This window comes from Kribbella sp. NPDC026611, assembly GCF_040638345.1.
GTDB lineage: Bacteria > Actinomycetota > Actinomycetes > Propionibacteriales > Kribbellaceae > Kribbella.
Genome location: NZ_JBEZYC010000007.1, coordinates 268,633 through 290,151 on the forward strand (window position 1 = coordinate 268,633; position 21,519 = coordinate 290,151).

Sequence of the window (21,519 nt, forward strand, 5' to 3'; positions counted from 1 at the left end):
AGCAGCTAAGGAGTGCGGCGAGGTGGCGCGGTGACCCGCAGCTGGAGCATCGCAGCGAAGCGGGACTCCGGGTCGTCGAGGTCCAGATCGCCCACGTCGGCTAGGCGGCGGAGGCGGTAGCGGAAGGTGTTGGGGTGGACGTAGACGGCCGCGGCGGCGGCTGTTACGTCGCCGAAGGCGTCCAGCCAGGCTCTGAGGGTGCCTACCAGGTCGGTGTTGTGCTGGCGGTCGTACGTGACCAGTCGGGCGATCGGACCGGTCGGCTCGTCGCCGCGGGACTCGATGAGGTCCCGGAGCTCCAGGAGGAGGGATTCCACGTGTACGTCGGCCAGGCGGGCGACGCGCTGGGACCCGCCGGTGGTTCGCAGTACCCGTAGCGCGCGGTCGGCGCCGGCCCGTGCGTTGGGGAGGTGGGCGGCCTCGGCGACGACCGGGCCGACTCCGATGGCCGCGGTGACCCGGTCGCCGATGCGCTCCAGGAAATGGTTGCCGATGCGTACGGCGCGCTCCTCGCCGTCCGAGCGATCCGAGCGATCCGAGCGATCCGAGCGATCCAAGCGATCCGAACGATCCGCGCGATCCGCGCGATCCGCGCGGCCCGGGAAGTCGGAGCGGCCTGAGCGATCCGAGCGATCCGAGCGGTCTGAGCGGTCTGAGCGGTCCATGCGATCCGAGCGATCCGAGCGATCCGAGCGATCCGAGCGGCCCGAGCGATCCGAGCGGCCCGAGCGGTCGGAGGGGCCCGGGAGGTCGGAGCGGGCTGAGCGGTCCGGGCGATCCGAACGGCCCGGGCGACCAGGACGGGCGGGGCGGACGGGGATTAGGCCGTAGGCGACGTCACCGACCAAGGCGGCGGCTGCTCGTGGGTGGACTGCGCCGAGGTGCATCGCGAACGCGTCTGCCAGCCGTTCGCGTTCGCCGACCATGCCCGCGTGGCTGACCAGCGCCGACCCGCCTTCGACCTCGACGGACTCCCCGGCGTCGGCGGCGTCATCCACCATCGGCCCCGTGAGCCCGAGAGCCAAGACAACTACGGGTTGGTCGGCCAGGCCCAGGCGAGCCAGAGCCTCCCGCGCCGCGGGGCCGCCCTCCAGGGCGGTGCTGACCAGATCTGCCCGGACCCGGCGTTCGACGTCGGCTCCGGCGCGGATGCGGAGCATGTGCAGGGCCACCAACTTCGCGGCGTCGCAGAGGGCCTGCGAGCGTTCGGCGGTCAGGGGTTCGCGGGCGACGGCCCAGATCGAGCCGAGGATCTCGTCGCCGGCCCGGACGGCGACTGCGACCCGCGGGATCGTGAAGTGTTCCTCGGCGGAGGGCAGCGGCGGGACGTGCACCGGCCGATCGGTCCGGTACAGCTCGCGGAAGATGCCGTACTCCGTGAGCAGCCGGAAGTACCGCTGCGGGACCTGCCGGCCGAGGACGGTCTCGACCCGCGCCCTGTCCGCTTCGTCCTGCCGGCCCGAGAACGCGAGTACCCGCGAACTCCGGTCCTCGATCGTCACCGGAGCGTCGAGCAGCGCCGCGGTCGCGTTCGCCAGCGCGAAGAGATCGCCGGACGGCATCCCACCCAACGTCTCCGGTTCGGCCACGCCCACATCCCCGTCAGCCAGCAGAGAGCGCAGCAGCACAGCCAGCTGCTCCCACGAAGCGCCCCGCGTGAGCGCCAGCAGCGCCACTTCGGACTCGGCCACCGCGGCTGCGATCACCTGTGCGGCAGAGCTCTCGGGTGTGGCCTGGCCAGTCGGGAGCGGGGAGCGGACGACGAGGGCCGCCGCTTGCTGGGAGCCGAGGGAGCGGAGTACGGCGGCGATGTCCTGGGCGTCGTGGAGGCCGACACCCAGGACGAGGGCGTGACGGGGGAGGACCGGGTCGTCGAGCGGGTCGTGGATGACGATGCCGCCGATCTCAGCCGGGTCGGTCGGATCGCCGTGGACCAGCTCGAGGAGGGTGGCGCCCAGGTCGTCCAGGACCCGGGCGAGGCTCGCTCGGGGACGGCTGACCGGGCGTGGCGACGGCTGGTGCCGCATGTCGTCCTGCGCGACGTACTTCGGCATGGGCACCTCGCCGGGGGTGGAGGAAGCGTTCGGCTCTCAGCGTAGATCGTTCATCCGGACAAGATCAGAACCAATTTTGGTGCAGCAGGACTAGGCGGGACCAGGCGGGACTAGAGCGCCAGCCACTCGGTGCCTGTGGTGACCGCGGTCAGCTCGGATTCGATCGGGTCGACACCGATACCCGGCCCGGTCGGCACCGGCAGGTGGCCGGAGCGCAGCGTGAACGGCGGCGTGATGTCGGTGCGGTAGTAGCGGCTGGACCCGGACGTGTCGCCAGGCAGCGTGCAGCCGGGCAGTGCGGCCAGCGCCACGTTGGCGGCTCGGCCGATGCCCGTCTCCAGCATCCCGCCACACCAGGCTGGTACGCCGTTGGCGATGCACACGTCATGGATGCGCCGAGCCTCCAGATAGCCACCGACCCGCCCAGGCTTGATGTTGATGATCGAGCAGGCGCCCAGCCGGATGGCCGCAGCTGCAGCACGCGCCGACGTGATCGACTCGTCCAAGCAGACCGGAGTGGTGATCTGCCGGGCCAGCTCCGCATGCCCGAGCACGTCCTCCTCGTCCAGCGGTTGCTCGATCAGCAGCAGGTCGAAGGGGTCCAGCCGAGCCAGGTGCCGCGCGTCGGACACGGTGTACGCCGTGTTGGCGTCGACCTGCAGCAGCACGTCGCCGAACCGCTCCCGCACCGCCCGCACCGGCTCGACGTCCCACCCGGGCTGGATCTTCAGCTTGATCCGCACGTACCCCTCGTCCAGATACCCGCCCACCGCGTCCAGCAGCTCGTCGATCGAGTCCATGATGCCCACCGACACCCCGCACGGCACCTCCTCCCGCACAGCGCCCAGCTCGCGCGCGAACGACACCCCGGAAGCCCGCAGCTCCGCATCGAGGACGGCGGTCTCCAGTGCAGCCTTCGCCATCCGGTGCCCGTGGAACCGCGCCAGCGCCGGAGCCACCTGCACCGCGGAGGACACCGAGGCCACGGCCGGCACCAGGAACCGCCGGAGTACGTCGGCCGCGGCATCGACGTACTCCGACGAGTACAGCGGCGCGGTCATCGCGACGCACTCGCCCCACCCCTCGGCGTCTGTAGTGGCGGCCCGCACCAGCAGCACGTCCCTAGTCGTCTCGGTCCCGAACGAGGTCCGGAACGGCGCCACCAGCGGCATCGAGATCCGGCGCAGCTCGACTCCGGTCAGCTTCATGACAACCCCTCTCGTTCGAGCACGTACCAGCCGTTCCGGTCGAACCCGGTCACCCGCGCACCGTCCGCGAGCAACCCACCCAGCACCTCGCGCAACGCCCCGCGCCAAGCTTTCGCCACGGCTGGGTCGGTACGCCGCAAGCGCTCGATATCGGCGGGTACGGCGACCAGCACCTGAGCGCCGTCCAGCGAGCCCACCCGCGGCGACCCGTCCGTACCGCACGCGAGCCCGATCGTTGCTGCTGGCATCTGATCGGCTCGCGCGGGCATTGGGTGCCGAGCCGCCGCGGACGCGACCGCCGGCGCACCGAGCTCCCACCGGACCAGTAACCGGTCGGTGTCGTCACCGGAGTTGATCCCGTCCCGCATGTCCCCGTAGAAGTTGCGCAGGTACTCCGCCGGCTGCGCGGCCAGCTTCACGACGTTGAAGTATGCGTTCCGCCGGACCAGCGGGTCGAACGTCCACGAGATCGTCGACACGCCGCGCTGCATCGCCCACGTGCGCTGATGCAGTTTGAGGGCAAAGCCGACGTTCCGGCCGCGGGCCAGCCCCGATACCCCGGCGACGTGGCTGTGCATCGCCACCTCGGCGGGCGCCGAGAAGAAGCCCACGCAGGCCCCGACCAGTTCGTCGCCGTCGTACGCCCCGCCGACGTAGTTGCCGGCCTTCGTCAGTGCCCGCAGGAGCTCTGTCGTGACCGGCGGGTTCTTGGGGTCCGGTCGCCAGATCGAGTCGTACAGCCGGTAGACCTGATCGAGTTCGGCCAGCTCCCGCAGCTCCCGCAGTTCGACCCCGGCCGCGTCGGCTGCGGCCGCACCCGCTCGCGCGGCCGCGGCGATCGACGGACCGAGATCGAGCGTGGTCATGGGTTGTCCAGTAGGTCGGTGATCAACGCGGCCAGCAGGGCGGTGCGCGGTGCGAGCTCGGTCACCAGGACGTGCTCGTCGTCAGCATGCGCACCGCCGCCGACTGCGCCCAGGCCGTCCAGCGTCGGCGTACCCATCCCGGCCGTGAAGTTGCCGTCGGAGGCGCCGCCGACAGCAACCGAACGCAGCGGCTCGAGGCCCAGCTCGGCCGCCACCCTCTCAGCCCGCCGGTAGAGGTCCTCGGACATCTTCCGCTCCAGCGGCGGTCGGTTCAGGCCGCCCAGGACCTCTACCGAGCTGCCAGGCAGCACCGGACGCAATGCTTGCATCGCCGCGTCGACCCGGAGTTGCTCGTCGACCGTCCACGCCCGGCCGTCGACGAAGAACGACGCCGCCGCGGGCACAGTGTTCCGCGTGGTGCCTGACGTCAGCACCGACGGCGTCACCGTCGTCTCCAGCTCGGCGTCTCCGAGGTTGCTGACGGCAAGCACCTGATGGGCCGCCTCGACCGACGCATTGATGCCCCGCGACGGCTCCAGCCCTGCATGAGCAGCCCGCCCGGTGATCCGGACCTCGTAGCTCGACACGCCCTTGCGAGCCAGCTTCAACGCACCGTGGTCGGCCGACGCCTCCAGCACCAGCGCGGCCGAGCAGTCAGCCGCCTCGCTCTCGATCAACGTGCGCGACGATGGCGACCCCAGCTCTTCGTCTCCGGTCACCAGCAACGTCACACTCGCCGACGGCGGCGCGGCAAGAGCGTGCAGCGCCATCACCAGTCCGGCCTTCATGTCGAAGCACCCAGGACCACGCAGTACGCCGTCTTCGATACCGAACGGATGCGTCTCCAGTGAGCCCAATGGCCACACCGTGTCGTGATGCGCCAGCACGAGCACCCGGCGCGGCCCGTCACCCAGCCGCCAGCGCAGGTGCGTCCAGCCGTCCACCACGACGTACTCCGGTGCGCTACCGAGCCGCTCCGTCCCCAGCCGCGCGACGAGGTCGGCGCTGCGAGCCACCGCGGCGGTATCCGCCGACGGCGACTCACAAGTCACCAGCTCCTCGAGGTCCGCGAGCAGCTGCGGCAACTGGACGGAGATCATCCGCCCACCTTTGGTGTAGCCCGTACTCCGGTGTGCAGGTACTTCTCACCGGTCGGCAGCGAGTAGAACGTCACCGGCGACCAGGTGAGCGACCCGGGCTGCCGCGTGACATACAGGTCGCCGGACGTGTCGACAGGGATCAGCCGGTGCTCCTGGGTCGGTTCCGGCAGCAGCTCGGCCAGCGGACCGGTGATCGTCGTGCGCAGCACCGGACCGTCGTCGTCCATGAAGACCTCCTCCTGCACGCTGGCCCGCTCGTACCGGCCGACGTGCCGGCGAGCGTCGACCTCCACTGGCTCGGCCGGTGGCTCCAGCGGCGCGGGCATCTCCACATCGGCGAGCGAAGCGAAGATCTCCCGGTACAGGTCCTCGTAGAGGTCGCGGGCATTGCCGCCGTTAGTCAGCAGGGTGACGGCGAGGCCCTCGTCCGGCAGCACCCGCAGGAACGCGCCCTGACCGATCGTGTTGCCGTCGTGCCCGATCAGCCGCCGGCCGTTCCATCCGAACCGGATCCAGCCGAGGCCCCAGGAGTCGCCCAGCGAGTACTTGTCGGGCAGCTCGGCATGCTGGGCCGCCATTGCGGTCACGGACTCGGCGCTGAGCAGTTGCGTACCGTCCGGGGCCTTGCCGCCGTTCAGGTGCAGCCGCGCGAACGCTAGCGCGTCCGCCGCTGTCGACGTGATCAGCCCGGCTGGTCCGACAGAGCGGGGGAGGCCCCACACCGGTGCGACCTCTGGCTCACCTTCACCCACGTGCCCGACGGCCGCCAGGTGCAACAGCGCCTCCTCCGGCAACGTCACCGTGTGCTTCAGGCCGAGCGGTGTGATCAGCCTGTCCCGCAGAGCCTTGTCCCAGGTGCCTCCGGTGAGCTTCTCGATCACCCGGCCAGCCAGCACGAAGCCGGAGTTGCAGTAGGACCACGTGGCGCCCAGCGGATGGTTCTGTGCCACCTCTGCGAGCAGCTCGGTGTACTTCTCCAGGCAGTCGTCACCACGACCCGTGTCGGTGAAGACGTCGCCGTCGATGCCGCTGGTGTGCGTGAGCAGGTGCCGCATCGTCACCTGCTTCGCGACATCAGGGTCGCCCAGCTGCAGCTCGGGCAGCACCTGGCTGATCGGCGCGTCCAGATCGAGCAGACCCTCGTCGACCAGTTGCAGCGCGAGCGTCGCCGTCCAGACCTTCGACATCGACCCGATCTGGAACAGCGAGTCAGCGGTCACCGCCACACCGGTGTTCTTGTTGAGTACGCCGGTCGCTGCCGACACCAGCTCGTCGTCAGCACCCGGCCGCACCCGCAGAATGCCCAGCGTGGCACCCGGTACGCCGTGCCGCTCGGCCAGCGTGGTCAGCCGGCGTTGCCAGTGCGCAGCGTCGATCCGCGCCCGGCGCGTACCTCGGGCGTCACCGGCGTACTGCTCGACCCAATCGAGGATGCGGCGGTTGAAGTCGAGCCGGTGCGACGGTCGCCCGTCCAGGATGAACAGGTGGCTCGCGTCCGGGTACAGCACCAGCCGAGTCGGTACGCCGTTCTCCCGCAGCGCGGTGTGCCACTGCTGTGCCTGTCCGACCGGGCAGCGTACGTCGGCGTCGCCCTGCAGGATCAGCGTGGGCGTCGCGACCTGCGAGACCTCGGCGTACGGCGACATCGCGCTGTAGTCGTCGGTGCCGTTCAGCTCGTACACGTCGAGGAAGTGACCCATGTCCGACGTACCTGCCATGCTCGTCAGGTCGCTGACCACGCCACCGGTTACCGCTGCCGCGAACCGGTCGCTGCGGCTGGTCAGGTAGCACGTCATGAAGCCGCCGTAGCTGTAGCCCGCCACGGCCAGCCGGTCCGGGTCGGCGATGCCCTCGGCAACCAGTTCGTCGAGAGGCTCCAGGAAGTCAGCCGCGTCCGCCGTACCCCAGTGACCGAGGGCTGCGTTGAAGAACTTCTCGCCGTACCCGTCGCTGCCGCGCGGGTTGAGCAGGAGCACGGTCCAGCCGCGGGCGACCAGCTCCTGGTGGTACAGGTGTACCTCGTCGGCAGCGCCGGTCCAGGCGTTGTGCGGACCACCGTGGATGTCGAGCAGCAGCGGCTGCGGCTCCTCAGCGGCCGGGTCGCGCATCAGCCAGCCGGCCACCACGGTCCCGTCGGAGATCGTGAACTCACGCTCGACCCGGACGAACTGCTCCAGCTCTTCATCACCGTACGACGTCAACCTGGAGCTGGCCCCGGTTGCCAGGTCGACCGTCACGATCTCGCCGAACGACGTCGGCGTGCTCAGTACGACCACGGCGACTCCACCAGCGACGGACAGACCGGACACCAGCTCGCCTGCGGCGCCCAGCACGTGCTGTGGGGTGCCGCCCGCCACCGGGACCGAGTAGAGGTGGCTGTACCCGCGGTCCCGGACCGCGAAGAGGACACTGCGGTCGTCGTCGATCAGCGCCGGCACCGCGCCCGGGTAGCCAGGACCGCCGGCCATCACGTTGCGGTCGAGTGGTGCGGCCAGGTTGGTCACCTCGCCGCCGTCCAGCGTGAGTCGCAGGAGACCGGCGTGCCCGACCGGACCAGCGGGCTGCCCAACGATCAGCAGGGCTTTGCCGTCGGCGGTCCAGGACATCGGGCCGGCCAGTCCCTCAGCCAGACCGGCCAACTGCGGCTTCGCCTTCGGGTCGGTCGCGTCGAGTACGTAGGCGGGTGCGGTTGGGGCGAGATCGGCATCGGGCGCCGTAGCGGCGCCGAAGGCCAACTGCAGCCCGTCCGGCGACCAAGCCGGGTCACCTGCGTGCCAGTCGCCCTCGGTGGCCTGGCGGACCTTCTGGTCGGCTACGTCGATGATGTGCACGTGGTTGCGGATCGTCCGGAGCCAGCCGGCGCCGTCGGCCTGGTAGTCCAGCCGTTCGGTGACGATCGGCGCCGTCTCGCCCTTCTCGACCGGGGCTATGTCGACCGGTGCCGCGAAGGCGATGCGCTTGCCGTCCGGACTCCACGTCGGCGTACCGGCACCGAGCGGGAGCTTGGTGAGCTGCATCGGCTCACCGCCGGACGCCGGCAGCACCCACACCTGCGCCGGACCGTCCTTTGCCCGCAGGAACGCCAGCTGAGACCCGTCGGGCGACCAGACCGGTGCCATGTCCGCGTCGCCACGCGTCAGCTGCTGCGGTGTGCCACCGGAGGCGGGGACGCGCCACAGGTTGCGCAGCGTCTTGTCGGCCTTCGCGTCGGTGGTGCGCAGGACGTACGCGACCTGCGTGCGGTCCGGTGCGAGGGCCGGCTGCTCGGGAACTGCCAGCTCGGTCAGGTCGTCGATGCGCAGACTTCGGGTCACAGGGAGTTCTCCTTGAGTTTGGAGTCGACCGCCCGGAGCGCACCGGCTGCGTGGTGGCAGGCGGCGCGGTGCAGACGGTGCTCGGCCTCGGTGGCGGGGTCGGTGGTGCGGCAGTGCTCGCGGTCCGTGCGGATGAGCGGACCGATCGGGCACCTCGGGTGGAAGTGGCACCCGGCCGGTGGATGGTGCGGGTCGGCCGGCTCAGCGTCCTCAATCAGCTGCAGGCCCGTCGAGCCTCCGGCCGCGGCCAGCAGTTCCTTGGTGTACGGGTGCTGCGGGTTGGTCAGAACGTCGTGGGCAGGTCCGGCCTCGACGATCCGGCCCAGGTACATGACGGCCACGATGTCGCTCACGTACCGCACGACGGCCAGGTTGTGCGAGATGAACAGCATCGACAGCCGCAGTTCACGCTGCAGCTGCCGGACGAGGTTCAGCACCGTGCCCTGGATCGAGACGTCGAGCGCGGACGTGATCTCGTCGGCGATCAGCACCTTCGGCTGACCCGCCAGCGCCCTGGCGATCGCCACTCGCTGGCGCTGGCCACCGGACAAGGCAGCCGGGTACGCCGACGCCCGGTCGGCGTCCAGTCCGACCAGCTCGAGCAACCGGACCACCTCCTGCCGCCGCTGCGTGGTCCCCTTGGGCATTGCTTCGGCGATCGAGTCGCCGACGGTCATCCGTGGATCGAGTGAGGAGTACGGATCCTGGAACACCATCTGCAGCAGCCGCCGCGAGCGCAGCGGGACTCCGTCCAAGAGGATCTGCCCGCCCGCCGGCTCGGCCAGCCCGACGGCCGCCCGCGCCAGCGTCGACTTGCCCGAGCCCGACTCGCCGACCAGCCCGACCACCTGGCCCGACGGCACGACCAGGGAGACCCCGTCGACCGCGGTCAGCCGGCCGAACCGGACCGTCACCTCGTCGAAACGCAGTTCGCTCATCGCTGCCCCGTCCGGTACGCCGGTGTGTCCACAGTCTGCTGCGGATGCCAACAAGCCACCTGGCCGACCAGTGGCGGGTCCTCGTCCCGGCACCGGTCCGACGCGAACGAGCACCGGTCCGCGAACGCACACCCCGCCGGCAGCCGCGCCGGATCCACCGGTCGCCCGGGGATGACCGCCAGCGGCTCGTCCAGCGCGGTGTCGAGATCGGGTACGGCGGCCAGCAACGCCCGCGTGTACGGATGCTGCGCTCCGCTGGAGAGCTCCGGCGCAGGCAGGTCCTCGACGATGCGCCCGGCGTACATCACCAGCACCCGGTCGCAGATCTGCCTGACCACGCTGATGTCGTGGCTGATCAGCAGCACTGCCACCTCGTCCTCGGTACGAATGGTCTCGAGCAAACGCAGTACCTGTCGCTGGACCGTCACGTCGAGGGCTGTGGTCGGTTCGTCGGCGACGATCAGTGCGGGCGTGGCCATCAGCCCCATACCGATCATCGCCCGCTGCCGCATGCCGCCGGAGAACTCGTGCGGGTACTGGTGCGCACGACGCTCCGCCGCCGGTACCCGGACCGCTCGCAGCCGGTCGACCGCCCGCGCCAGAGCGGCCCGGCGCGTCAGGCCCTGGTGCTCACGCGCGCCTTCGGCCAGCTGTACGCCGATCCGCTTGGTCGGGTTGAACGACGTCATCGGGTCCTGGAACACCATCGCGAACGACGTACCCAGGAGCCGCCGCCGGATCGCCGCCGTACTCCGGACCGCCAGGTGGCCCAGCAACGGCGCACCGAGGAACGAGAGCTCGCGGGCGGTCACCTGTGCCGGTGGCTCGAGCAACTGGGCCACGGCCAGCGCGGTGAGGCTCTTGCCGGAGCCGGACTCACCGACGACGCCGACGATCTCGCCACGGCGAATCGTGAAGCTGACCCCGCGGACCGGTGTGATCGGGCCGGGGAAGCTGACGTGGAGGTCCTCCACCACGAGCACCGTTTCATCGTCGACGTCCTTTGCCGGCGCGGTCTCCGCCGCCGGCCAGGACCAGCGCGCCCGCGGCACGGGTACGCCGAGCCCCTTGGCCACTGCCTCGCCGAAGAGGTTGAACGCCAGCCCGGCCACGATCACAGCGACGCCAGGTGCCATCGCCGCCGCTGGGTGCACGTAGATACCGCTCAGGCTCTCGCCCAGCATCCGTCCCCAGTCGTAGGCCGGCGGCTGCACGCCGAGACCGATGAACGAGAGGCCGGCGAAGGCCAGCAACGTGCCACCGGCCCCTATGGTCGCGTTGACCACCAGCGGCTCGGCAATGTTCGGCAGGATGTGCCGCACCAGCATCCGGAACCGGCCGACACCGGCAATGCGCGCGGCCGCGATGTAGTCCCGCTCTGCAACCCCGGCGACCAGCGTCTGTGTCAGCCGGGCAAACGATGGCGCGCCGGCGAAGCCGATGGCCAGTACGGCCCCCTTCGCGCCCACACCGAAGACCACCGCGAAGAACAGCGCCAGCAGCAGGCCGGGGAAGGCGACCGCGATGTTGACCACGGTCGTCGCCAGCCGCCCACCTCGCCGGCCCAGGATCGCCGGTGCGCATCCCAGCGCGAGTCCGGTGACCACTGCGATCGCCGTCGCGAGCAGCGCCAACACGATCGACGTACGCGATGCCACCAGCACGCGGAAGAAGATGTCCCGGCCGAGGTTGTCCGTACCGAGCCAGTGCCCGGGCGACGACCCCTGCAGCAGGTGGTCGGTGTCGATAGCACTGGCCTGGTGCGACCAGAGGACCGGAGCGAGCGCGGCGAGCAGCAGTACGCCGAGCAGCAGCAGCCCGGCGCCCACACCGACCGGGCTGCGCAGTACGGCGAGCCATCGAGTCCGCATCAGCTCTCCCGGATCGTGGAGCGGGGATCGAGCATGGCCAGCGTGATGTCGACGGCCAGGTTCACCAGCAGTACGCCGACGCCGTACACGAGCACCACGCCCTGCACCACCGGGTAGTCCTTCGCGATGATCGACGACACGATCGTGCTGCCGAGTCCGGGCCAGCCGAAGACGTTCTCGACCAGTACGGTCCCGGCGACCATCCCGCCGAGCAGCAGGCCGCCTAGCGTGATCGTGGCGGTCACCGCGTTGGGCAGGGCGTGCCGCAGGTACACCTTGACCGCAGGTAGCCGCTTGGCACGCGCCGTCCGCAGGTAGTCCGTCTGCAGCACAGCCAGCAGCTCCACGCGGCAGATGCGCGCCAGCACAGCCGCGGGTCCGATCGCCAGCGACAGCACTGGCAGCACGTACGACGCGACGCTGCCGCGACCTGCCACCGGGAACCAGTGCAGCGACACCGCGAACACGTAAACCAGCCCGACCGCCAGCAGGAACTCCGGAATCGCAGCCAGCACGACGGCGGTCGACGTGAAGCCCAGCTCGGTCCGCGGCCGACGCCCTGCACGTGTCAGCACGCCCATCGCAAGGCCGAGCGGCAGCGCGATCAGTACGGCGACCAGGAACGCAGCGACGGCCAGCTCGACCGTCGCGGGCAGCCGGTCCTTGATGACGTCGGACACCGGCAGCCCAGTCGTGATCGACGTACCGAGGTTCCCGGTGAACAGGTGCTGGAGGAACCTCACGTACTGCTGCCAGAGCGGGTCGTCGAGGCCCAGCGAGGCACGCTGGGCGTTGACGAGGCTCTGTGCGGCAGCTGGTCCGAGAGCAGACCGGACCGGGTCACCGGGGATCAGGTGGATCATCAGGAACGCCGCACTGACCAGCACGAACAGCGACCCGATCAACCGGCCGAGGCGACGCAGCGCGAAGCCTAGCCACGGGTGCTCGGTGAAGTCAGCAGCGCTGACAGCGCTGCTCACCCGAGCATCCGGACCGACGACGGCATGACGCTGCCTTCGGTGAGGTCGAAGGTGGCGCCCTTGCCGAAGATCGGCACGGTGGCGTTGACGAACGGCACCAGGTTGACCTGCTTGAACAGAGCCCGCTCCGCGTTCGCCCACTCGCCGCAGCCGTCGGCCCCCGGGATGGCCGCGGCCTTGCGGACCGCAGCGTCGTACTCCGGGTTCTTGATCGAGGAGAAGTTGCTGCCGTTCGGCGGACCGGTGCCGGAGAGGAAGCTGACCAGCTGGCTGGGCAGGGAGACCGTCAGCGGGATCAGACCGGCATGCCACGTGCCCTGTCCGGCGAGCACGACCGTGCTGATCTCAGCAGTCGACACTGCCTTCAGCGACACGTCCACGCCCAGCTCGCTCCAGGCCTTCTGCAGCAGCTCCGCACCGGACTGCAGCGTCGGACCGAGGCTCGTCGGGTAGTAGAAGACCAGCGACAGCTTGGTACCGGCCCTCTCCCGCACGCCACCCGCACCGGCCTTCCAGCCGGCCGCATCGAGCGCTGCCTTCGCTGCGTCGAGGTCGTGGCCGGGCAGGTTGCCAGTGACCGTGTCGTCGGAGCACGGTCCCATGCCAGGCGCCACCAGCCGTGTCGTCGGAGCTCCGGTGCCACCGGTGATCACCTTGCCGAGTTGAGCCAGGTCGAGGGCCTCGGTGAGCGCCTTGCGCACCGCGACGTCTGCCGTCGGCAGACCAGCCTTCTGGTTGAACCACAGCTCGCCCAGGGGCGTTCCAGCCTCGCGCTGGAAGGTCTTCTGGGCCTGCAGCCGCTGCTTGTCCGGTCCGGCGATGGCGGTGATGTTCACCTGGCCCGACAGCAGCAGGTTGGCGGCGGTGGTCTCGTTGCTGACCACCTTCAGGACCACCTTGTCCGGCAGGCCGGACTGGTCCTGCTTGAAGTCACCGGGACCCCAGGCGTACTCCTTGCGCCGGCTGAGGGTGTAGTGGTCGCCCGGCACGGCCTCCGCGACCGTATACATACCGGTGCCGTCCGACGCCTGCTTGAGGATGCTGCGGTCCTTCATCCCCTTCGCACACACGATGTGCAGGCCACCGACGTTGCGGACGAGGAAGGCGTCCGGTGCCGCCGCGGTCACGGTCACCGTGCCGGCGGCGTCGTCCGCCGTGGCCTTCGCGCCCGCCGGAACGAAGACACCGATCCGGGTGGACTTGTTGGCCGGGTTGCCGACGAAGTTGATGTTGTCCGCGACCGTGGTCGCGGTCAGCGAGCTCCCGTCCGCACAGGTGACGCCCTTGCGCAGCGTGTACTTCGCCGTGGTGCTGTTGCCCTCGAACTTGTCGGCCAGCCCCCGGACCTGCTTGCCGTCCGGGCTGATCCCCACCAGCGAGTCGTACAGGAACCAGTCGACCTGCTGGGTGACCGACAGCGAGGTGAACTGCGGATCGAGGTTGCCGGGGTCCGCGCTGATCGCCATCGTCATCGTCTTGCCCTCGACCGGCTGACCGGCGCCGGCCGGCTGCTCACCCGAGTTGCAGGCCGAGAGAGCCAGCAGAGCAGCTAGAGCAGGTACTGCCAGGAGTAGAGATCGCATGGGTGTCTCCTAGGCGTCGGCGCGGCGGATGGCCCGGCCGCTGTGGACGTAGCGGGCATGGCCGGAGCCGTCGTCGCCGACGAAGACATACGGCTGGTGTACGCCGTTCTCGACCTTGACCGTGATCAGGCTGTCCGCAGCACGGCCGACCAGCTCGACCGGGTCCGGCTTCGGACCGAGCTCGGCGAGGATCCCCTTCATCGTCTGGTCGAGCCAGAGCTTCCCGTCGTGGTCCCGGCGGACCGTGACGTCCATGACCTCGCAGCTGTAGGTACCGAGCATCCGCTCGACGTCCACCGGCACCGGCTCGGCAGGGGGACTGGGCAGCGCCGGCAGCTCCAGCCCGGCCAGCTCCCGGATCACGTGGTCGAAGACGGCCTTGTAGACCTCGACCGTGTCGCCACCGTTGGTCAGCAACGCCACCGCCAGCCCGTGCTCGGGAACCACACGCAGGAATGCGCTCTGGCCGATCGTCCCGCCGTCGTGGCCGATCACCCGGGTCCCGTCCCAGTCGAACAGCTCCCAGCCGAGCCCCCAGGACTCACCCATCATGCCGAGCGCCGGGAGCTTCACCTGCGGCTCCTGCATGGCCCGCACACTGGCCGCGCTGAGCACGTCCCCGCCGCCGTCGAGGTGCAGCTTGGCGAAGGCCAGCAGGTCGCGGGCACTGAGCGCAAGCATCGCACCGGCCGGCGCCATGCCCCGCGTCATCGCCCACATCGGCGCCGGCACCGGCTCCGCGTCCGGCTCGGGGCGGATGTGGCCGACCGCGGCACGATGCAGGATCGCCTCGTACGGATCGGTTGCCGCATGGGCCAGTCCGAGCGGCGTGAAGAGGTGCTCCCGCAGCGCGGCGTCGTACGACGTACCTCGCAGTACCTCGACCAAGCGGCCGAGGACCGCGAAGCCGGCGTTGTTGTAGGAGAACATCTCGCCGGGCGGGAACAGCTGGGTGACCTCGGACAGCGTGGCGACGAACTTCTCGACCGCATCGTCACCCTTGCCGGTCTCGTTGAAGATGTCGCCCTCGAAACCGGCCGTGTGGTCGAGTAGCTGCCGGGTGGTGATCGCTGCGGCCGCGGTCTCGTCCGCGATGACGAACTCGGGCAGGTACGAGCGCACCGGCCGGTCCAGGTCCAGCTTGCCTTCGTCCGCCAGCTGCATGACCAGACTGGTCGTCCACACCTTGGTGATGGAACCGATCTGGAACACCGACTCGGTCGTCGTCTCCACACCGGTGGCCCGGCTCAGCACGCCGGCCGCATGGTCGATCGTCGTTCCGCCGTGCAGTACGCCGACAGCCGCACCGGGGACCTGATGCTCGGCGAGCAGCGCCGCCAGCCGGTCTTGTAGCCACGTCTCGATCTCGCGCAGGGTCGCCATGGTCAGACGCTAGGTGGTCCGGCGTACCCGGTATTCGTCCCCGTGCACAACGGACCAGCCGGATTTCGTTCGATCCGACGAAGAGCGTCTGCCATCATCGGCAGGTGGACTCGTACCCCGAAGGTCTGGACCCGGAAGAGCTCGCCTTCCAGCGGCTCTACGGCCCCTGGAAGCAGTCGACCCCGGCCGACGCCCAGCGCATCCTGGACGGGTACGACGGTCAGTGGTGGATCGCTGGTGGCTGGGCGATCGAGGCGTTCACCGGCGTACGGCGGGAGCACGAGGACGTCGATCTGTCCCTCTGGCGGCGCGACATCGAGCGGCTCCGGCGGCACCTGAAGGGCAGCTACGACCTGTGGTCGATCGCCGCCGGCCGCCTCAAGCCGCTCACTGACGAGCGGCCGGACCAGCCCGACGAGGCCGACCAGATCTGGCTCCGGCAGCACGCCTTGTCGGCCTGGGAGTTCGACGTGGTCGTCAACCCGGACCGCGACGGCCGGTGGGTCTTCCGCCGGGACCCGAGCCTGGATTACGCCCTCGACGACATCACCTGGGTATCACCGGACGGCATCCGCTACCTCAACCCCGAGCTCGCCCTCGCCTACAAGGCCAAGCAGGCGCGTCCGAAGGATGAGACAGACCTCGCCGCCGCGCTGCCACTCCTCAGCGACACCCAGCGCCGCTGGCTGGCCGAGATGGTCGAGCATCTGCACCCCGGTCACGCCTGGGCTCAGCGTCTCAGCTAGGGCCCCAGGTGAATCCCGATAAGCGGGAACAACGGTGCCGGACATACTCTTGAAACCGATATGCCTACTTCTGCCCGTCGCACGGTGTACCTGGACCACGCGGCGACGACCCCGATGCTTCCGGCTGCGATCGAGGCGATGACCTATCACCTCGCGCGCACCGGCAATGCGTCGTCCCTGCACGGCTCCGGACGGGCCGCCCGGCGGACGGTGGAGGAGTCGCGGGAGACGATCGCCGCGGTGCTCGGTGCGCAGCCGAGCGAGGTCGTGTTCACGTCCGGCGGGACCGAGGCGGACAACCTGGCGCTGAAGGGTCTGTGGTGGTCCCGGCTGGCCGAGGACCCGCGCCGCCGTCGCGTTCTGCTGAGCGGCATCGAGCACCACGCCGTCCTCGACCCGGCCGTGTGGCTGGCCCAGCACGAGGGCGCCGAGATCGTCTGGCTCCCGGTCGACGAGCTCGGCCGCGTGCGCCCCGACGACGTCCGCGCGGCGATCGAGAGCGATCCGGCGTCCGTGTCCTTCGTCACGTTGATGATGGCGAACAACGAGGTCGGCACGCTGCAGCCGGTCCGCGAGGTCGCGGCGATCGCCGCGGAGTACGGCGTACCCGTGCACACCGACGCGGTCCAGGCGGTCGGGCAGGTCCCGGTGGACTTCGCTGAGCTGGGCGTCGACGCGATGACCGTGTCCGCCCACAAGCTCGGCGGCCCGTACGGCGTCGGCGCGCTGGTCGTGCACAAGGAGACCAAGCTGACCCCGATCCTGCACGGCGGCGGTCAGGAGCGGGACGTCCGCTCGGGCACGCTGGACACGCCCGCGACGGCCGGGTTCGCGGTCGCGATCGAGCACGCGATCAAGCACCAGCCGGACGAGCGCCGCCGCCTGACCGAGCTGCGGGACGCCCTGGTCGACGGCATCACCAGCACGGTCGACGGTGCGCTGCTGTCGGGGGACCCGATCGGCCGCTTGCCCGGTAACGCACACTTGTCCTTCAGCGACTGCGAGGGTGACTCGCTGTTGCTGCTGCTCGACGCACGCGGGATCGAGGTGTCCACCGGGTCCGCGTGCAACGCCGGGGTCGCCGAGCCCAGCCACGTGCTGCTCGCAATGGGGTACGACGACCAGCGGGCCCGCGGCTCGCTCCGGTTCACCCTCGGGCACACGAGCACGCGCGCCGACATCGACGCCGTACTGGAGAACATCGGACCGGTGGTCGAGCGGGCCAAGTCGGCCGGACTGCAGAACGTGGGAAGGAACAACTGATGCGGGTACTCGCAGCCATGTCCGGCGGAGTCGACTCCGCGGTCGCGGCGGCGCGGATGGCCGAGGCCGGGCACGACGTGACCGGTGTGCACCTGGCGCTCAGCCGGAACCCGCAGTCGTATCGCACCGGCGCCCGCGGCTGCTGCACGATCGAGGACTCCCGCGACGCCCGCCGGGCCGCGGACGTGATCGGCATCCCGTTCTACGTCTGGGACCTGGCCGAGCGTTTCCACGCGGACGTGGTCGAGGACTTCGTCAACGAGTACGCCGCCGGCCGCACGCCGAACCCGTGCCTGCGCTGCAACGAGAAGGTCAAGTTCAGCGCGGTCCTCGATCGCGCCCTCGCCCTCGGCTTCGACGCGGTCGCGACCGGGCACTACGCGCGGATCGTCGACACCCCAGCAGGTCGGGAGCTCCACCGCGCCGTCGATCCGGCCAAGGACCAGTCGTACGTGCTGGGCGTCCTGACGCAGGAGCAGCTCAAGCACGCGTTCTTCCCGCTCGGCGACACGGTGAAGACCGAGGTGCGCGAGGAGGCCGAGCGGCGCGGGCTGTCGGTCGCGGCCAAGCCGGACAGCCACGACATCTGCTTCATTGCCGATGGCAACACTCCGGGCTTCCTCAGCGGCCATCTCGGCGAGACGCCGGGTGACATCGTCGATGCGCAGGGCAACAAGCTCGGCGAGCACAAGGGCACCCACGGGTTCACCATCGGCCAGCGCAAGGGCCTCCGGATCGGTACGCCGGCCGCGGACGGCAAGCCGCGCTTCGTCCTCGACATCAGCCCGGTCGACCGCACGGTCACCGTCGGCTCCCGCGAGGAGCTCGCGGTCGAGCGCCTGACCGCCTCGAAGCCCCGCTGGTGCGGGTCGGCGCCAACCGATCGCGTCGTTGCGAAGGCCCAGCTGCGAGCCCATGGTGACGAGGTCCCGGTCACGGCGTTGCTGGACGGCGATCAGGTCCAGGTCGACTTCACCGAGCCGACGTCGGCTGTCGCGCCCGGGCAAGCAGTGGTGCTGTACGACGGCACCCGGGTGATCGGCTCCGCGACCATCGACTCCGTCCAGCGCGTCAGCGCCGCCGTATGACGACCACGGGCCTCGGCTCGCTCCCCGGCGACGACATCCGCGAGTGGATCCACGCAGTACTCGATCTGGTCGACATCCCGTTCCTGCCGGAGCTTCCGGCGCGTCCGTACGGCGACATGCTGAGCCGGAGCGTCGCCGTACTGACCGAGCTGGCTGCTGACCTGCAGCCGGCCGGGTGGCGGCTCACCGGTGGTGGTGACGCGCGAGCGAGTCTGGACCAGCGCCGGGCGCGAGCGTTGCTGCAGGAGGACCTGGACGTCCTGGAGGAGTACGCCGACGGGTACACAGGTCCGCTGAAGGTGCAGGTCACCGGTCCGTGGACGCTGGCTGCCACCCTGGAGCGGCCACGCGGGGACAAGGTGCTGGCTGACCACGGTGCGCGGCGCGATCTGGCGCAGGCGCTGGCGGACGGCGTACTGCAGCACCTTGCCGAGGTGCGGAAGCGTGTGCCGGGAGCTGACGTCGTGCTGCAGCTCGACGAGCCCGGGCTGCCCGCAGTGCTCGCTGGAGCCGTGCCGACGGCGTCTGGCTGGAGCAAGCACCGGTCGGTCGACGGTCCCGGCGCAGTAGAGCTGCTGAGTCCGTTCCCGACCGCTGTCTACCACTGCTGCGCGGCCCGTCCGCCCATAGAGGTCTTCACCAAGGCCGGCGCGTCAGGAGTAGCCGTAGACGTCTCGCTGCTTACTCACGCGGCCTGGGACCAGATAGCGATAGCTGCCGAGGCCGGTACGACGCTGTACGCCGGCCTGGTGCCGACGACCGGCGCCGTGCCAGACGCAGCAGTCGCCGCCGAGCCGCTGATCCGTCGCTGGCGTGAGCTCGGCCTGGACCCGGAGCTGATGAAGCAGGTCGTGATCACTCCTGCCTGCGGGCTCGCCTCCGCTCCGTCACCGGCGGACGCCAGAGCGCGGCTCAAGCTGCTGCAGCGAATCGTGGAGGTCGTGGGCGAGGCCGCCGAAGCCTGAGCCAAAACGTCGGTGCCGCACGGTAAATTCGGCGTATGAGCGAGGAGATTGCGCCGGCCGAGGTGCGGACGCGGCACGCGGCGCTGAGCCAGGAGATCGAGGACCACCGGGCGCGGTACTACCTGGCCAGCCCGATCATCTCCGACGCCGAGTTCGACACGCTGATGCACGAGCTGCAGGGGATCGAGGAGCAGTACCCCGAGCTGCGCACGCCGGACTCGCCGACGCAGAAGGTCGGCGCCCCGGTCTCCACGTTGTTCGCGCCGCTCCAGCACCCGATGCGGATGGAGAGCCTCGACAACGCGTTCTCCGCCGAGCAGATGGAGGCGTGGGCCAAGCGGCTTGAGCGCGAGGTGACCGTCCAGCAGATCCACGACAGCGGGTTCATCTGCGAGCTCAAGGTGGACGGGCTCGCTCTCGACCTCGTGTACGAGAACGGCAAGCTGGTCAGCGGCGGCACCCGCGGCGACGGGCGGGTCGGCGAGGACGTCACGCCCAACGTCCGCACGATCAAGTCGATCCCCAACGAGCTGACCGGCGACGACGTGCCGTCGTTCTTGGAGGTCCGCGGCGAGGTCTACTTTCGGGTCAAGGACTTCGAGGAGCTGAACGCGCAGCTGGCCGAGGCCGGCAAGGCCGTCTTCTCCAACCCGCGCAACAGCGCGGCCGGGTCGCTGCGCCAGAAGGATCCGGCAATCTCCGCGAGCCGCCCGCTGCGGTTCGTCGTGCACGGGCTCGGCAAGGTCGAGGGGTACCGCGTCGGCCGGCTCTCGGACGCATACGAGCAGCTCAAGGCCTGGGGCCTGCCGGTCAGCGGCCGCGCCCGCCGGGTCGGCACGCTGGCCGAGGTCAACGAGTTCATCGCGTACTACGGCGAGAACCGGCACTCGGTCGACCACGAGATCGACGGCGTCGTGGTGAAGGTCGACGAGGTCGACCTGCAGCGCGCGCTCGGGTCCACCGCGAGCTGGCCGCGCTGGGCGATCGCGTTCAAGTACCCGCCGGAAGAGGTCAACACCAAGCTGGTCGAGATCCAGGTCAACGTCGGCCGGACCGGGCGGGTCACCCCGTTCGCGCACCTGGAGCCGGTGCACGTGGCCGGCTCGATCGTCGAGTACGCGACGCTGCACAACGCCAAGGAGGTCGCGCGCAAGGACGTGCGGCCGGGCGACACCGTCGTACTGCGCAAGGCCGGCGACGTGATCCCCGAGGTGCTCGGACCCGTGGTGGACCTGCGGCCGGCGGACCTGCCGGCCTGGGAGATGCCGACGCACTGCCCGTGGTGCAACACCAAGCTGGCGCCGGCCAAGGAGTCCGACGTCGACATCCGCTGCCCGAACTCGCAGTTCTGCGAAGGGCAGATCCGGGAGCGGCTGTTCTATCTCGCCGGCCGGTCCGCATTCGACATCGAGGGCCTCGGCTACAAGGCCGCCGACGCGCTGATCAGCGGCGGCTCGATCGTGAACGAGGGCGACCTGTTCGACCTCACCGAAGAGATCCTCGTCGCCAACCCGTTCTTCACCACCAAGTCCGGCGCCCTGTCCGCGAACGCGCGCAAGCTGCTCGCGAACTTCGAGGAAGCCAAGTCGCAGCAGCTCAGCCGCGTCCTGGTCGCGCTCTCCATCCGGCACGTCGGCCCGACCGCCGCCGAGGCGCTGACCGAGGTGTACGACGACATCGACGCCGTCCGCGGCGCGACCCAGGAGCAGCTGGCCGAGACCGAGGGCGTCGGCCCGACCATCGCGCAGGCGCTGATCGAGTGGTTCCAGGTGCCGTGGCACCAGGAGATCGTGGACAAGTGGAAGGCCGCGGGGGTCGTGATGCGGCAGGAGCACACCGGTCCGGCCTTGCCGCAGACGCTGACCGGGCTGTCGCTTGTCGTCACCGGGACCGTCGAGGGGTTCAGCCGCGACGAGGCCACCGAGGCGATCGTTGCGCGCGGCGGCAAGGTCGCCGGATCGGTGTCGAAGAAGACGTCGTACGTCGTGGTGGGGGACTCGCCGGGGTCGAAGTACGACAAGGCGGTGCAGCTCGGCGTACGGATCCTGAACTCCGACGAGTTCCGCGCCCTGCTGGACGGCGGCGCCGACGCGGTAGCGACTCCCGAGAGCTAGCTCACCGCACCCGATGGATCCGGCGGCCGGGCTGAGCCGTCGGACT

The 21,519-nt window shown here is 70.1% G+C and carries 15 protein-coding genes; 5 read left to right on the forward strand and 10 right to left on the reverse strand.

The annotated features are described in order from the left end of the window. Positions 1 to 5: 5 nt before the first annotated feature. From AB0E69_RS28140 to AB0E69_RS28185, 10 genes are all read right to left on the reverse strand, one after another. Positions 6 to 2,054 carry a helix-turn-helix domain-containing protein gene (locus AB0E69_RS28140; RefSeq protein WP_360152410.1) on the reverse strand — a complete coding sequence of 683 codons (2,049 nt, stop codon included), beginning with the start codon at positions 2,052 to 2,054 and terminating at the stop codon, positions 6 to 8. 110 nt (positions 2,055 to 2,164) lie between these two features. After that, the gene (gene menC, locus AB0E69_RS28145; protein WP_360152413.1) at positions 2,165 to 3,262 is read right to left on the reverse strand and encodes an o-succinylbenzoate synthase; all 1,098 of its coding nucleotides are present in this window, start codon (positions 3,260 to 3,262) and stop codon (positions 2,165 to 2,167) included. Then, a complete protein-coding gene (locus tag AB0E69_RS28150) occupies positions 3,259 to 4,128 on the reverse strand; it encodes a GNAT family N-acetyltransferase (RefSeq protein ID WP_360152416.1) in 870 nt (289 codons plus the stop codon). Before AB0E69_RS28150 ends, menC begins: the two co-directional genes overlap by 4 nt. After that, positions 4,125 to 5,228, reverse strand: a complete 1,104-nt coding sequence (locus AB0E69_RS28155; RefSeq protein ID WP_360152419.1) for a M20 family metallopeptidase — start codon at positions 5,226 to 5,228, stop codon at positions 4,125 to 4,127. Before AB0E69_RS28155 ends, AB0E69_RS28150 begins: the two co-directional genes overlap by 4 nt. Then, a complete protein-coding gene (locus tag AB0E69_RS28160; protein WP_360152422.1) occupies positions 5,225 to 8,542 on the reverse strand; it encodes a serine hydrolase in 3,318 nt (1,105 codons plus the stop codon). The genes AB0E69_RS28155 and AB0E69_RS28160 overlap by 4 nt, the downstream gene beginning before the upstream one ends. After that, positions 8,539 to 9,480: an ABC transporter ATP-binding protein gene (locus AB0E69_RS28165; RefSeq protein WP_360152424.1), complete on the reverse strand. Its 942-nt coding sequence runs from the start codon at positions 9,478 to 9,480 to the stop codon at positions 8,539 to 8,541. The genes AB0E69_RS28160 and AB0E69_RS28165 overlap by 4 nt, the downstream gene beginning before the upstream one ends. Further along, on the reverse strand, positions 9,477 to 11,351 hold the full coding sequence (locus tag AB0E69_RS28170; protein ID WP_360152427.1) for a dipeptide/oligopeptide/nickel ABC transporter permease/ATP-binding protein: 1,875 nt from the start codon (positions 11,349 to 11,351) through the stop codon (positions 9,477 to 9,479). The genes AB0E69_RS28165 and AB0E69_RS28170 overlap by 4 nt, the downstream gene beginning before the upstream one ends. Further along, positions 11,351 to 12,331, reverse strand: coding sequence for an ABC transporter permease (locus tag AB0E69_RS28175; RefSeq protein ID WP_360152430.1), 981 nt, complete (start codon positions 12,329 to 12,331; stop codon positions 11,351 to 11,353). Before AB0E69_RS28175 ends, AB0E69_RS28170 begins: the two co-directional genes overlap by 1 nt. After that, positions 12,328 to 13,914 (reverse strand): ABC transporter substrate-binding protein, encoded by a 1,587-nt coding sequence (locus AB0E69_RS28180; protein WP_360152433.1) that lies wholly within the window; start codon positions 13,912 to 13,914, stop codon positions 12,328 to 12,330. The genes AB0E69_RS28175 and AB0E69_RS28180 overlap by 4 nt, the downstream gene beginning before the upstream one ends. A 9-nt stretch (positions 13,915 to 13,923) precedes the next feature. Beyond that, entirely contained in the window at positions 13,924 to 15,297 is a 1,374-nt protein-coding gene (locus tag AB0E69_RS28185) for a serine hydrolase domain-containing protein (RefSeq protein WP_360152436.1), read from the reverse strand. Between the two features lie 104 nt (positions 15,298 to 15,401). Here AB0E69_RS28185 and AB0E69_RS28190 point away from each other — a divergent pair, with 104 nt between their 5' ends. From AB0E69_RS28190 to ligA, 5 genes are read left to right on the forward strand one after another with little or no spacing between them, the layout of a single operon-like run. Beyond that, positions 15,402 to 16,043 (forward strand): hypothetical protein, encoded by a 642-nt coding sequence (locus tag AB0E69_RS28190; RefSeq protein WP_360152439.1) that lies wholly within the window; start codon positions 15,402 to 15,404, stop codon positions 16,041 to 16,043. Positions 16,044 to 16,103: 60 nt separating this feature from the next. Beyond that, positions 16,104 to 17,306 carry a cysteine desulfurase family protein gene (locus AB0E69_RS28195; RefSeq protein ID WP_360152442.1) on the forward strand — a complete coding sequence of 401 codons (1,203 nt, stop codon included), beginning with the start codon at positions 16,104 to 16,106 and terminating at the stop codon, positions 17,304 to 17,306. Then, entirely contained in the window at positions 17,306 to 18,394 is a 1,089-nt protein-coding gene (mnmA, locus tag AB0E69_RS28200; protein ID WP_360152445.1) for a tRNA 2-thiouridine(34) synthase MnmA, read from the forward strand. Before AB0E69_RS28195 ends, mnmA begins: the two co-directional genes overlap by 1 nt. Beyond that, positions 18,391 to 19,359 (forward strand): methionine synthase vitamin-B12 independent, encoded by a 969-nt coding sequence (locus AB0E69_RS28205; RefSeq protein ID WP_360152448.1) that lies wholly within the window; start codon positions 18,391 to 18,393, stop codon positions 19,357 to 19,359. Before mnmA ends, AB0E69_RS28205 begins: the two co-directional genes overlap by 4 nt. Before the next feature lie 35 nt (positions 19,360 to 19,394). Beyond that, a complete protein-coding gene (ligA, locus tag AB0E69_RS28210) occupies positions 19,395 to 21,473 on the forward strand; it encodes an NAD-dependent DNA ligase LigA (RefSeq protein ID WP_360152450.1) in 2,079 nt (692 codons plus the stop codon). The last annotated feature ends 46 nt before the right edge of the window (positions 21,474 to 21,519 follow it).